We start from the raw sequence: 12,097 nt of genomic DNA, 5'->3' as shown, positions 1-12,097 counted from the left end.
TTGTGGGAGCCGCTTCAGCGGCGATGAGGGCGCGGCAAGATGGCCCGCTGCTGCGGGATCGCCGGCAAAGCCGGCTCCCACAGGACGCGCTAAGCCTTGCGGTTCCCGGTGGCGCCCGTATTGCTGTTGCCCTTGTCGAACGCCTTGATGAAGTCGCGCACCTCGGGATAGACGGTGTCGCGCCAGCGGCGGCCGCTGAAGATGCCGTAGTGGCCGGCGCCCTCCACCGTGATGTGCTTGCGGCGTTTCTTTGCGATGCCCGTGCACAGGCCATGCGCCGCTTCGGTCTGGCCGGGGCCGGAGATGTCGTCCAGTTCGCCTTCGATGGTGAGCAGGGCCGTGGACTTGATCTTCGCCGGGCGCACGAGTTCGCCGTGCACTTCCCAGGTGCCCTTGGGCAGGCGATGTTCCTGGAACACCGTTTCGATGGTGTCGAGGTAGTACTCCGCGGGCATGTCGAGCACCGCGTTGTATTCGTCGTAGAACTTGCGGTGCGCCTCGGCGTCGTCGAGGTCGCCCTTGCGCAGGTTCTCGTAGAAGTCCCAGTGCGACATGACATGGCGGCTGGGATTCATGGCGATGAACCCGGCATGTTGCAGAAAGCCGGGATAGACGTCCCGGCCGGCGCCTGGATATTGGTAGGGCACCTTGTGGATCAGCTGGTTGCGGAACCACGACAACGGCCGCGTGGTGGCGAGGTTGTCGACGCTGGTCGGGCTTTTCCGGGTGTCGATCGGCCCGCCCATCAGCGTGAGCGTGGCGGGCGTGGCTTCGCCGCGCGCCGCCATGAGCGACACCGCCGCCAGCACCGGCACGGTCGGCTGGCACACGGACACCACGTGCGCACGATGCACGCCGACGTGGCGGATGAATTCCTCGATGTAGGACACAAAGTCCGCCAGCGAGAAGGAACCTTCCTCCAGCGGGATCATGCGCGCATCGACCCAGTCGGTGATGTACACCTTGTGGTCGCGCAGCAGGGTGCGCACCGTATCGCGGAGCAGGGTGGAATGGTGCCCGGACAGGGGCGCGACCACGAGCACGGCGGGATCGTGCTTCATGCGGTCCACGGTGGCCTGGTCGTCGGAGAACCGCTTGAAGCGCTTCAGTGTGCAGAACGGCTTGGCCATGGACACCTGCTCGACGATGGCCACGTCGTGCCCGTGGGCGTGCACGCTATGGATGTCGAACTCGGGTTTCTCGTAGGCCTTGCCCAGGCGGTACATCAGCTCGCAGCCCGCGGCCGCGCGGTCGGCACCGGGCATGCGGGCGAACGGACTGGCGATGTCGCCGAACATCTTCGCCCCCGCCTCGGCCCAATACGAAAGTGGGCTGAGCATCGAGCGTTGCCATTCGTGCATGAGGTAGAGCATGCCGCTGTGTCCCGACCTGAAGGTGGCGCATCATAACCAGTTGCGCCGCGCCATGTGTAAAGCCCCTGTTTTTGCTCGATTTAGACGGTGGCTTTGCGGCAGACCAGCAGGACCTCGTCGACGCCCGGCGCCGGATCGAAGCCTTCCGTGAACGCCAGCGGCTTCTGGAAACGCACGCCCAGGGGCATGAAGACCCGGTTGTACCACCACATGGCGCGCGCCCTATGGTGGGTGAGGAAATACTGGCCGAGGTCGAGCAGCTTCGACGATTTGGGCTGCATGCCATAGACGGCGCTGCGCTCGATGGCGAAGCCGTGGCGGGACAGCAGGTCGCGGATGGCCTCCGGCTCGTAGCGGCGGTAATGGCCCACGAAGTCGTCGAAGGGGGTCCAGGCCTCGGGATGCAGGGGCACCGACAGCAGCAGGCGAGCGCCCGGTTCCGCCACGCGGGCCAGTTCCCCCAGGGCGCCCTCGTCGTCCACCACGTGTTCGAGGATGTCGAACGCGCACACGAAGTCGAAACTGGCGTCGCGGAACGGCAGCGCGCCGATCATGGCGTTCGCCACGCGGGCGCCGCTGCGGCCAAGCTCGGCGAGCGCCGGGCGGCTGAGGTCGACGAACTGGGTATCCGCCAAAGGCAGCCGGGGGCGCAGCCCCGGGGCCACTTCCAGGCGGCGGGAGGTCTGGGCGGCCAGTTCCGATACCAGGGGCCACGTGTTGAAGCGCTCCGGCGCGAAGAGCTTGGCCTCCGCCCACAAGGCGTCGTAGAAGCGCTTGTTGTTGCCGATCAGTTCGGCGTCCGTGCGCGCCGCCGATGGGCCCGAGGTGAACGATGCGGTGGTCATGCGGTACCTCGGGAGCGGGAAGGGATCAGCGCAGTCGCGCCAGTTCGCGCAGCAGCGGCAGGCGCCGCACGCGAACCGCCGTGGCGCGGAACACGGCATTGGCGAGCGCCGGCGCCGCCGAAGGCACGGCGACCACGCTCGCGCCCGCGGGCTCTGCGGTAGACGGCACGATCACCGTTTCCACCTCGTAGGGCATGGGCTGGGTCGCGGCGATCGGATAGTCGCGGAAGCCGGTCTGCTGCACCTTACCGTCTTTCACTGTGATGGCAAGGTTGAGCGCGGTGGAAAGGGCATCCATCGTGGCGCCTTGCAACTGCGCCTCGAGCCCCAGCGGATTCACGGCGCGGCCGACGTCCGCGACGCAGACCACGCGGTGGATGTCGATGCCGTCATTCGTGGGCGCCACTTCGACCGCATGCGCCACATACGCGCCGAATACATAGGCACAGGCGATGCCCAGACCGTTCTCGCTGCGCAGCCAGCGGCTCCAGTCGAGCTTCTCCGCGGCGAGCTTCAGGACGTTCGCCATGCGCCCGGTGTCGATGGGGCCGCCGCGTCCGCCGTAGGGCAACTGGCGTGCATCGCCGAGCAAGGCCAGGCGGAAATCGAGCGGGTTGGTGTTCGTGGCATGTGCCAGTTCGTCGATGAAGCTTTCGCTGGCGAAGGTCGGCGTGACGTGCGGCGAACCGCGCCACTCGCCGCGGGCGAGCCGCGACGGCAGCGGATACCAGTCGCTGCGGAAGTTCGGCACGAGGCCCGCCGGCAGGGCGTCGGGCACGAGCTCCGACTGCCACAGGCGATTGTCGGGGACGCCGCGCCCGGCGAGCGCGGACGGGCTGGCCATCCGCTGGTGCCAGCCGACGATCTTCTTCTTGCGGTCCAGCGACGCATTGAGCCGGTGCACGGCCAGCGGGCGGTAGAAATCGCGGGAGAGGTCGTCGTCGCGCGTCCAGAGCACCTTCACTGGCCGGTTGCGGATGTCGTCGGGTTTCTTTGCCAGCGCGATCGACATGGCTTCCGCGATGTAGTCGGCTTCGAGGCGGCGCCCGAAGCCGCCGCCGCCACGCGGCACCTGGATGTCGATCTGGTCGGGACGGAAGCCGGTCATCCGCTGCACCACGGCGTACGCCTGGCGGGGCGATTGCGTGGCCGCGATGACGGTCACGCTGGTTCCCGGGTCCAGGCGAACGACGCAGTTGGGGGTTTCGGCGGTGGCGTGCGCTACCCACGGCTGGAAATAGGTGGCCTCGAGCGCGCGCGCCGCCTTCTTGCGCGCCGCGGCGGTGTCGCCGTCGTTGCGCACGGTGGAAGGCGCGATCGTCTCGTCGTCGAACGCCTGCAACGCCTGCTGCTCGAGCGCGGAGGCCGCCGGTTCCGGAGACCCGTCGGCTTTCCACGTGGCCTTGAGCGCGGCGCGCCCGCGCAGTGCGGACCAGGTGTCGCGGGCAAGCACGGCGAGGGCAGGCGCCTGTGCGGCCATGCCCGGCGGCTGGTTTGCATCCGGGGCGATGTCGAGGACGGCGTAGACACCCTCGATCTTCTGTGCGGCTTCACGGTCTGCGTTGTCCAGCGTACCGCCCGGGTAAGGGCAGCGCGCGAGGACGGCGACGACCGGATCGCCGATGTTCTCGTCGAAGGCGTAGCGAAGCGTGCCGGTAACGACGGCGCGTGCGTCCACGTCGCCGGCAGGCTGGCCGATGAGGCGGTAGCGATCCGGCGACTTGAGCGGCGGAGGGCTGGCGGGCGCGTCGATGCCGGCGGCCGTGGACGCGAGATCGGCGTAGGACACGCGCCGGTTGTCGCTGGCCAGAACCATGCCGTTCTCGGTGCGCAGGCGCTCCGCGGGCACGCCGAGGCGGCGCGCCGCCGCCTGCAGGAGCAGCCAGCGCCCGAGCGCGCCGGCCTGGCGCAGATCGGCCCACGCCGCGGGGATGCTGGTAGCGTCGCCGCTGCGCTGGTGCCCGTAGGTGAATTTCGCCTCGCCGTTGCCCATGGTCACGCCAAGGCCGAGCGGCTCGACGACGACGCGGGTCCAGTCGGCGTCCAACTCGTCGGCGATGATGCGGGCCAGCGAGGTGGAAGTGCCTTCGCCGTTGTCGGGATCGCGCACGCCGATGAAGATGCGACCGTCCGCCGCGATGCGGAGATACGGGCCCACTTGCGTCCAGGCGTCGCCGAGCAGGCCGAGCGGTGGCGGACGATCGACCGCGCCGACGGTGCCGATGCCGATGACAAGGCCGCCCGCGGTGCCGGCGGCGAACTTGAGGAAGCGGCGACGGGAAAGGCGGACCTCGCCGCTCATGCCTTGCCGTCCTTCATGGCGCCCGCGGCGCGTTTGATCGCCTTGCGAATGCGGCCGTAGCTGCCGCATCGGCACAGGTTGCCGATCTTGTCGATATCGGCGTCGGAGGGGTTCTTCTGCCGGGAGAGCAGATCGACCGCGGCCATGATCTGGCCGGGCTGGCAGTAGCCGCACATGATGGCGTCCTCGTCGATCCATGCCTGCTGCACCGGATGCAGCGTGCCGTCGGCCGCGGCGAGGCCCTCCACTGTGGTGACGCGCTTGCCGCGCATCTTTTCCATCTTCGTGCCGCACGAGGCCACGGCCTTGCCGTCGACGATCACCGTGCAGAAGCCGCAATCGCCCTGGTCGCACCCGTACTTGGCGCCCGTGAGGCGCAGCACGTCGCGCAGGTACCACAGCAGCGGCATCGCGGGGTCGCCCGTGTGCTTGTACCGCTTGCCATTGACGATGACGTCGATGCCTTCACGCACCGGCTTGGACGCGGTCTGGCCGGCCTCTTGCCGGGGCGGTACGGGAACGGGCGACGTCGGGCCTTGCTGTGCCATCTGCTTTCTCAGAGTGTCCCTGGATATCCGGGCCATTGTGGCATCCGGGCCGGGGATCAGCGAGCGTCAGGGTATCCCTAGCCTGAACAGCCGTCGCCACACCGCGTAGACGGGCAGGCCGGCAAGCACCACGAGGCAGACCACGCCGGCGCTGAGCGGCTTGTCCCATGCATAGGCCACGACCACGGCGATCACCGCGAGAAGGAATGCCAGCGGCAGCAGCGGATACGCGGGCGTGACGAAGGCCGGGCGGCCCGTGGCGTGGCGGCGGTACCAGAAGAGCGTGGCAATGGTGACGGCGTAGGCGGCCCAGTCGCCGAAGGTGGCGAAATCGAGCAACTGGCCGTAATTTGCGGCGAGCACGAGCACGATGGCCCAGCCGGACAGCGCCATGAGGGCGATGTTCGGCGTGCGGTAGCGCGGGTGCAGCCTGGCCACACTGGCGAAGAACAGGCCGTCCTCGCCCATGACCTGGAGCACGCGCGCCCCCGCGACGAGGGTGATGTTGCAGAAGCCGAGCGTGGACACGGCGATGCCGATGGCGATGATCTTCGCGCCGGTGTCGCCGAACACCCGGCTCATGACGTCGGCGGCCGGCGCCTGGCTGGATGCGAGACCGTCGTGTCCGAGAACGGCGAGGTACGCGTAGTTGGTGAGCACGTAGGCGGCGATGACCACGAGCATGCCGAGCACGAGCGCGCGCGGCAGCGTGCGCTGGGGATCGCGCACCTCGCCGGCGAGGTTGTTGAGGTAGCTGAAGCCGGAGAAGGCGAACAGCACGGGCAGCAGCGCTCCGGCGAGGCCGCCGGCGACATGGGTGGGACTGGGCGTGAGCGCCTGTGTGGTGCCGGCGCCGGCGAAGGCGAGGCCGGTGACCACAAGCACGGCGATGGCGGCGAGCTTCAGGATGGCGAAGACGTTCTGCACCTGCGCGCCGAAGCGGATGCCGAACAGGTTGAGGCCGGTGACGAACACGATGGCACCCACGGCGAGGGGCTTCACCAGGGTGGGCGAAAGGCCGAACACCGACGTGGCGTAGCTGCCGAAGATGGTGGCGACGGCGGCGCTGCTGCCGCTGTAGATCACGAGCAGCATGGTCCATCCGAAAAGGAAGCCCGCGAGCCGACCGAAGGCTTCGCGCAGGTAGACGTAGCTGCCGCCGGCCTCGGGCCGCCGCGCGCCGAGCTCGGCGTAGCAGAGACACCCGATGAGGGTGAGCAGGCCGCCGCCGACCCAGAGGGAGAGCAGCACCAGGCTGGAATCGGTGCGCTGCGCGGCGATGCCGGGGTTGAGGAAGATGCCGCCGCCGATGATGCCGCCGACCACGATGAGCGCGGCGTCCATGAGGGTGAGGCGTCGGGCGTAGCCGGGGTTTTCCATTGGGGGTCGCGTCAGTGGATGGTGCGTGAGGATCGCCCGCGGAGGCGGGGGATGGGAAGTGGGAGCGCACGTTTGCCTTTTTCCCCTTGCAGCGCAACACTTTCGTCAATTTGCCGGAATCTCCGGCCTTTCTCGCTTTCCCCACCCAACCCAAAGAGTCCCGTGAGCGAAATCGCAAACGCGCCGTTGCCCGTCAACGCGCCCTGGATCGTCATGAAGTTCGGCGGCACCTCCGTGGCCACCGCCGCACGCTGGCGCAATATCCTCGAGCTGGCCGCCAGCCGCCGCGCCGAAGGCGCACGCGTGCTGATCGTGGTCTCGGCCCTGTCCGGCATCACCGACGGCCTGAAACAGCTTTGCACGCACACGGAATCGAAACGCCGCTCGGAAGCGGCCTCCGCACTGGCCGATCGCCACCATGCCCTGCTCGCCGAGATGTCGCTGGCGATGCCGGACACCCTGGGTGCCCGTCTGGCCGACATGGCGGCGCTGGCCGAAGCCGGCGCGGCGGAGCTGGGCGACCTGGCCTGGCAGGCCCGCGTGCAGGCGCACGGTGAGCTGATGTCGAGCGCGCTGGGCGCGGCGTTCCTGTCGGCCAACGGTCTGCCCACCACATGGGTCGACGCGCGCGAGTGCCTGCGGTCCATCGCGCTGCCGAACCAGAACGAGCGCACGCGCCTGCTTTCGGCGATGGTGGAGCCTCGCCACGACGCGGCGCTTTCCGCCGCCCTGGCGGAACGTGGCGAGGTCTTCATCACGCAAGGCTTCATCGCGCAGGACGATGCGGGACGCACCGTGCTGCTCGGCCGCGGCGGATCGGATACGTCGGCAGCGTATTTCGGCGCCTTGCTCGCCGCGTCGCGCGTGGAGATCTGGACCGACGTGGCCGGCATGTTCAGCGCCAACCCCCGGCAGGTGGCGGGCGCGCGGCTGCTCCAGCGTCTCGATTACGAAGAAGCCCAGGAAATTGCCTCCACGGGCGCGAAGGTGCTGCACCCGCGCTGCCTTTCGCCGTTGCGCGAGCCGCGGGTGCCCTTGCTGATCAAGGACACGAACCGGCCGGAACTGGAAGGCACCGCCATCGGCCCGGAAGTGCGCGAGCATGCGCCGAGCATCAAGGCGATCAGCGCGCGCAAGGGCATCACCCTCGTTTCCATGGAATCGGTGGGCATGTGGCAGCAGGTGGGCTTTCTCGCCGACGTGTTCGACGCGTTCAAGCGGCACGGCCTGTCGGTAGACCTGATCGGCTCGGCGGAAACGAACGTCACGGTGTCGCTGGACCCGACGGAAAACCTGCTCGATTCCGACGCCATCGCCGCGCTAGCCGCGGATCTGGCACGCGTGTGCCGGGTCAAGGTGATCGCGCCGTGCGCGGCCATCACGCTCGTCGGGCGCGGCATGCGTTCGATGTTGCACAAGCTGTCGGGCGTGCTGGCGGAATTCGGCCAGCTGCGCGTGCACCTGATCTCGCAATCGTCGAACAACCTCAACCTGACCTTCGTGGTCGACGAAGACGTGGTGGACGATATGTTGCCTCGGCTGCATGAACTCCTGATCGGCGCCGGTGCCCTGCGCACCGACGACAGCATGGTGTTCGGATCATCCTGGCAATCGCTCTACGGCAGCGGCGAGCAGACCGCGTCGGCGGCTGCCTGGTGGCACGGCGAGCGCCCGACGCTGCTGCGCCTCGCGGAAGAACGCACGCCGCGTTACGTGTACCACCTGCCCACCGTGCGCGCGCAGGCGCGCCGGGTAAAGTCGTTGAAAGCCGTGGACCGCGCGCATTACGCGGTGAAGGCGAACACGCATCCGGGCATCCTCAAGGTGCTCGCGGAAGAAGGGTTCGCGTTCGAATGCGTCTCGCCGGGTGAACTGGCCGCGGTTTCCGCGGCGGTGCCGGCCGACGTGCCGCTGCTGTTCACTCCCAATTTCGCCTCTCGCCGCGACTTCGCCACCGCCTTGCAGACCCGCGCCACGATCACGATCGACGCCCTGCATCCCATGGAACACTGGGGCGACATGTTCGCTGGGCGCGATATCGTGCTCCGGGTGGACCTCGGCCGCGGCCTGGGCCATCACGAGAAAGTCAAAACGGGCGGCACGGGCAGCAAGTTCGGTGTGCCGATCGAACATATCGACCGCTTCCTGCGCCTTGCCGACGCGGCCGGCGCGCGGGTGATCGGCCTGCATGCGCACCTTGGTTCGGGCATCCTCGATGCCGCGCACTGGGGCGAGGTCTATTCGCAGCTGGCCGCGCTGGCGGAGCGTATCGGCACCATCACGGTGCTGAACATCGGCGGCGGGCTGGGCGTGCCGTCGCATCCCGGCGAGACGGCGCTCGACGTGGCCGCGCTCGATCGCGTGCTGACCTCGGTGCGCCAGGCGTATCCGCAGTTCCAGCTGTGGATGGAGCCCGGCCGCTATCTCGTTGCGGACTGCGGCGTGCTGCTGGCGAAGGTCACGCAGGAGAAGGAAAAGGGCGCGAACACGCGTTACCTCGGGCTCGACACGGGCATGAACAGCCTGATCCGGCCTGCGCTGTACGACGCATGGCACGAGATCGTCAACCTGTCGCGCATGGATGAGCCCGCGACCACGATGTACCAGGTGGTGGGCCCCATCTGCGAATCGGGCGACATCCTTGGCTCCGACCGTCGCCTGCCGGAATCGAAGGAAGACGACGTGATCCTCGTGGCGCAAGGGGGCGCGTACGGTGCAGTCATGTCGTCGCGTTACAACCTGCGCGACGAAGCCGACGAGGTGCTGCTGCCGTGACGGACACCTTCATCGATCCACGCAACAGCCAGCAGTTCCGCTTCGTTCGCAACACGTTCGCCGACGGCGTCGCCGAACTGGTCTACGCCTTCGACGACGGCCCGGAACTGGTGGAACGCGTGACCTTCCCCGGCGCGCCGGCCGTGCCGCCGGAGCGCGAGGCCGCCCTCGCGGCGGCCCTGCGCCTGCTCCACCTCGTTGCCGGCGTCAGCTATTACAAGGCGGGCATTCCGGCAGGCATCGTGGTCGAGGGGCAGCCGCTGGACGAGCCCACGGCACGCCTGCTGGATGCGCTGTATCTGCACGGGCTGGCCGAGTTCGCGTACCGCAACCGGCTGGATCTGCGCGGGCGCATCGCGTTTCCTTTCAAGCGGCATGCCACGGTGCCGGCGACGGCGGCAGGACTTCCGCCGCGGTCGCTGCTGCCGATCGGCGGTGGCAAGGATTCCGTCGTGGCTGTCGAAGCCGTGAAGTCAATCGGCGCCGATGCCACGGCCACCTGGGTGGGCAACTCGCCGCTCATCGCGGAATGCGCCGCGCGCACCGGCCTGCCCACGCTGAACATCTCGCGCGAACTCGCGCCGGGGCTCTTCGAGCTCAACCGGCTGGGCGCATGGAACGGGCATATTCCGGTCACCGCCATCAACTCGGTCATCCTTGCGGTCGCTGCCATCCTCTACGGCTACGATTCCATCGTGTTCGCGAACGAGCGCTCCGCGTCGGTCGCCACGCTGGAATACGACGGGCAGGAAGTGAACCACCAGTGGAGCAAGGGCTTCGGCTTCGAGAAGAGCCTGCACGACTACCTGCATACGCATGTGGCCGCCGACCTCGACTACTGCTCGCTCCTGCGGCCCTGGTCCGAGCTGGCGGTGACGAGCGCGTTCGCGCGCCTCGGCGCGGAATACTTCAATGTGTTTTCCAGCTGCAACCGCAATTTCCGCATCCTCGGGCCCAAGCCCGCGGATCGCTGGTGCGGCCAGTGTCCGAAATGTCACTTCGTGTTCCTGGCGCTGGCGCCGTTCATGGCAAAGCCGCGGCTGCTGTCGATCTTCGGCCGCAACCTGCTCGACGACGACGCGCTCGCCGGCGCGTTCGATGCGTTGCTGGAATACAAGGACCACAAGCCGTTCGAGTGCGTGGGCGAGGGGGCCGAGGCACGTGCCGCGCTTGCCGCGCTGGCCGAGCGCCCCGAATGGCGTGAAGATGCGCTCGTCGCACGCTTCCGCACGGAAATCCTCCCGCAATTGCAGCCCGACGAGCTGGGGCTGGAACCGTGGTTGAAACCCGGCGCATCGCACCTCGTTCCGCAGCGACTGCTTGGAGCGCTGGATGCGCTGGGCTGAGCTGCGCGACAAGCGCGTCGCGGTGTGGGGGTTCGGCCGCGAGGGCCGTGCCGCCCTCGCCGCGCTGGCCCGGCACTTGCCCGGCCAGCCGGTGACGCTGTTCTGCAGCACCAGCGAAGCCGAGGCGGCGCGGGCCGCCTTTCCCTCGGTGGACGTTCGCGACGTGACGCCCGATGCACACGCGCTTGCCGCCTACCAGGTAGTGGTGAAATCGCCCGGCATCTCGGCATACAAGCCCGAGCTGCTCGATGCGCAAGTGCGAGGCACGCGGTTCACGTCGGGCAGCGCGCTGTGGTTTGGCGAACACGTCGATGCGCGCACGGTGGCCGTGACCGGCACCAAGGGCAAGAGCACCACGTCGGCCCTCATTGCCCACCTTGCACGATTCCTCGGCGTGCGCACCGCGCTGGCCGGCAACATCGGGATGCCGATGCTGGAACTCGACGATGCCAGCGCAGACCTCTGGGTCATCGAACTGTCGAGCTTCCAGACGGGCGAGGCCATGGGGGTCCATCTCGGCGTGGTCACCAGTCTGTACGAGGAACACCTCGACTGGCACGGCACGCGCGAGCGCTACGTGGACGACAAGCTCAAGCTTCTCTCGGCGTCGGCGCAGGTGCTGGTCAATGCGACGCAGCCGTTGCTGCTGACGCGCGCCCTGGATCATCCGGGCCTGCATACCTTCGGCGATGCATCGGGATGGCATGTGGCCGACGGCTGGATACGCCGTGGCGACGAGCAGGTCATCGAGGCCGCCCGGGTGGCCGCGCCAGGATTGCACAACGCACTCAACGCCTGCGCGGCGCTGGCGGTCCTGGAGATCATGGGTCTGGACGCCCGCGCGGCGGCGCCTGCGCTGTCCACCTTCGTCCCCCTGCCGCACCGGCTGCAGCCGTTGGGTACGCACGACGGACTCGACTGGATAAACGACTCGATCAGCACGACGCCCTTGGCCAGTCTGGCGGCACTCGAAACGATGGGTGGGAAACGCACCGCGCTCATCGTCGGCGGACACGATCGCGGTCTCGACTGGGTGCCGTTCGTGGAGGCGATGCGCACGGCCGCCCCAGAGGCCATCGTGTGCCAGGGCGCGAACGGCCCGCGTATCGCGGATGCCCTCGAAGAGGCGGGCGTGCCGGGCGTCTATCGCGCCACCGACCTTCCGGCCGCTGTGGCGGCGGCGCGTGCGGCGCTCGCAGGGCAGGGATGCGTTCTCCTCTCTCCCGGCGCACCGAGCTTCGACCAGTTCCACGACTACACCGAGCGCGGAAAGCGCTTCGCCGAACTGGCGGGTTTCCAGGCGAGCACGGCAAGCATCCAGGGCCTCGGCATCGCCTGATCGGCGCGTCGCGGTCGTCCATCTGCTTTTTTGCGCAGTTGGCGAGGCCGAGGCGACGGCGGCGCCAGCCGCTGGCCACACGCATTCGCCTTGGCGAATGAACCGATGCATGCGGCATGCGTCCCCGGCCTTCCGCGATGAACCGGAAAAATCTGTGCCGCGGCCCGACGGCCCGGGATCCCGCAAGCG

Annotated in this window: 8 protein-coding genes; 3 read left to right on the top strand and 5 right to left on the bottom strand. The window is 68.4% G+C overall.

From position 1 onward, the window contains the following. Nucleotides 1-89: 89 nt before the first annotated feature. From HBF26_RS11215 to HBF26_RS11195, 5 genes are all read right to left on the bottom strand, one after another. Nucleotides 90-1,373, bottom strand: a complete 1,284-nt coding sequence (locus HBF26_RS11215; RefSeq protein WP_167126056.1) for a polyhydroxyalkanoate depolymerase — start codon at nt 1,371-1,373, stop codon at nt 90-92. Between the two features lie 80 nt (nt 1,374-1,453). Then, nucleotides 1,454-2,218: a class I SAM-dependent methyltransferase gene (locus HBF26_RS11210; RefSeq protein WP_167126053.1), complete on the bottom strand. Its 765-nt coding sequence runs from the start codon at nt 2,216-2,218 to the stop codon at nt 1,454-1,456. Between the two features lie 25 nt (nt 2,219-2,243). Beyond that, entirely contained in the window at nt 2,244-4,520 is a 2,277-nt protein-coding gene (locus HBF26_RS11205) for a xanthine dehydrogenase family protein molybdopterin-binding subunit (RefSeq protein WP_167126050.1), read from the bottom strand. After that, entirely contained in the window at nt 4,517-5,068 is a 552-nt protein-coding gene (locus HBF26_RS11200; protein ID WP_167126046.1) for a (2Fe-2S)-binding protein, read from the bottom strand. Before HBF26_RS11200 ends, HBF26_RS11205 begins: the two co-directional genes overlap by 4 nt. A gap of 66 nt (nt 5,069-5,134) precedes the next feature. Continuing rightward, the gene (locus HBF26_RS11195; protein WP_167126042.1) at nt 5,135-6,448 is read right to left on the bottom strand and encodes an APC family permease; all 1,314 of its coding nucleotides are present in this window, start codon (nt 6,446-6,448) and stop codon (nt 5,135-5,137) included. Between the two features lie 213 nt (nt 6,449-6,661). Between HBF26_RS11195 and HBF26_RS11190 the strand changes: the two genes are divergently transcribed. Genes HBF26_RS11190 through murD form a run of 3 tightly spaced genes read left to right on the top strand, consistent with a single transcriptional unit; the run spans nt 6,662 to nt 11,908 of the window. Continuing rightward, nucleotides 6,662-9,223 carry a bifunctional aspartate kinase/diaminopimelate decarboxylase gene (locus HBF26_RS11190; RefSeq protein ID WP_167126551.1) on the top strand — a complete coding sequence of 854 codons (2,562 nt, stop codon included), beginning with the start codon at nt 6,662-6,664 and terminating at the stop codon, nt 9,221-9,223. Beyond that, the gene (gene murL, locus HBF26_RS11185) at nt 9,220-10,569 is read left to right on the top strand and encodes a UDP-N-acetyl-alpha-D-muramoyl-L-alanyl-L-glutamate epimerase (protein WP_167126039.1); all 1,350 of its coding nucleotides are present in this window, start codon (nt 9,220-9,222) and stop codon (nt 10,567-10,569) included. The genes HBF26_RS11190 and murL overlap by 4 nt, the downstream gene beginning before the upstream one ends. Next, nucleotides 10,556-11,908: a UDP-N-acetylmuramoyl-L-alanine--D-glutamate ligase gene (gene murD / locus HBF26_RS11180; RefSeq protein WP_167126037.1), complete on the top strand. Its 1,353-nt coding sequence runs from the start codon at nt 10,556-10,558 to the stop codon at nt 11,906-11,908. Before murL ends, murD begins: the two co-directional genes overlap by 14 nt. The last annotated feature ends 189 nt before the right edge of the window (nt 11,909-12,097 follow it).

The organism is Luteibacter jiangsuensis (assembly GCF_011742555.1).
GTDB lineage: Bacteria > Pseudomonadota > Gammaproteobacteria > Xanthomonadales > Rhodanobacteraceae > Luteibacter > Luteibacter jiangsuensis.
This window is presented reverse-complemented; position numbering and strand designations above follow the sequence as displayed.

Bases quoted from the DNA above. Each gene is read 5' to 3' on its own strand.
- HBF26_RS11215 (WP_167126056.1), bottom strand. From the start codon at position 1,373: ATGCTCTACCTCATGCACGAATGGCAACGCTCGATGCTCAGCCCACTT.
- HBF26_RS11210 (WP_167126053.1), bottom strand. From the start codon at position 2,218: ATGACCACCGCATCGTTCACCTCGGGCCCATCGGCGGCGCGCACGGAC.
- HBF26_RS11205 (WP_167126050.1), bottom strand. From the start codon at position 4,520: ATGAGCGGCGAGGTCCGCCTTTCCCGTCGCCGCTTCCTCAAGTTCGCC.
- HBF26_RS11200 (WP_167126046.1), bottom strand. From the start codon at position 5,068: ATGGCACAGCAAGGCCCGACGTCGCCCGTTCCCGTACCGCCCCGGCAA.
- HBF26_RS11195 (WP_167126042.1), bottom strand. From the start codon at position 6,448: ATGGAAAACCCCGGCTACGCCCGACGCCTCACCCTCATGGACGCCGCG.
- HBF26_RS11190 (WP_167126551.1), top strand. From the start codon at position 6,662: ATGAAGTTCGGCGGCACCTCCGTGGCCACCGCCGCACGCTGGCGCAAT.
- murD (WP_167126037.1), top strand. From the start codon at position 10,556: ATGCGCTGGGCTGAGCTGCGCGACAAGCGCGTCGCGGTGTGGGGGTTC.